General features: G+C 44.3%; 2 protein-coding genes. Both read right to left on the reverse strand.

The window, feature by feature from the left end; translation table 11 throughout:
* Window positions 1-335, reverse strand: a 335-nt coding sequence (locus A3751_RS18955) for a response regulator (protein WP_156492627.1), incomplete at its 3' end; no start/stop codon positions are given.
* A gap of 154 nt (window positions 336-489) precedes the next feature.
* Window positions 490-754: peptidylprolyl isomerase (locus tag A3751_RS23165; RefSeq protein WP_369821259.1), on the reverse strand; the 265-nt coding region annotated here is incomplete at its 5' end.

Below are 754 nucleotides of genomic sequence, written 5' to 3' on the forward strand. Positions count from 1 at the left end.
CGAACAGGTTTTGACATATAATCGTCAGCGCCCATCTCAAGACCCAAGACCTGATCAAGGTCATCCGTTCGCGCTGTTAGCATCAAAATCGGGCCGTTATACGTTGGACGAACCTTCCGACAGATCGACAAGCCATCTTCGCCAGGCAGCATTAAATCCAACACGACCAAGTCAGGCTTCTCATTGATAATGCGGTCAACCGCATGAGAGCCGTTTGCTTCAACAGAAACGACTAAACCATTACTTTCCAAATACTCTTTGGTGAGATCGGCCAACCTTTCGTCATCCTCTACAATAAGGATACGCCACGCTTCATTTTGATCTTCTACGTCCATCAGCTTTTCTTATTAAACTAAGTGTGAATCGGATGCTTGAGCCCTTATATTACAGCCAAACACGCGTTGTTACATTTAGTATATATGCTGTTTCAAAAATTACCCGCCGAAAAGAATAAATTCTTTGTTACCTCAGGAGATAACAGATTGGGTTTTAATCGTTATTATCACTAACAGAGACAATCTCTAGCTCAAAAACGAGCGTCAAACCTGCCAAAGGATGGTTAGCATCAACGGTTACGCCGCCCTCGTTTACTTCCACAACTTGAATTATTTGCGTCTGCTCACCCGTATTGGTTTGAAACTTCATCCCGGGTTCAAGGTCAGCGATATCAAACAGCTCCCTAGATACCACGTTAACAAATTCTGGACGATGCGGACCATAACCTAACTCCGGGGGAATCGTCGCTTCAATTCGA

This window comes from Oleiphilus sp. HI0080, from assembly GCF_001635135.1.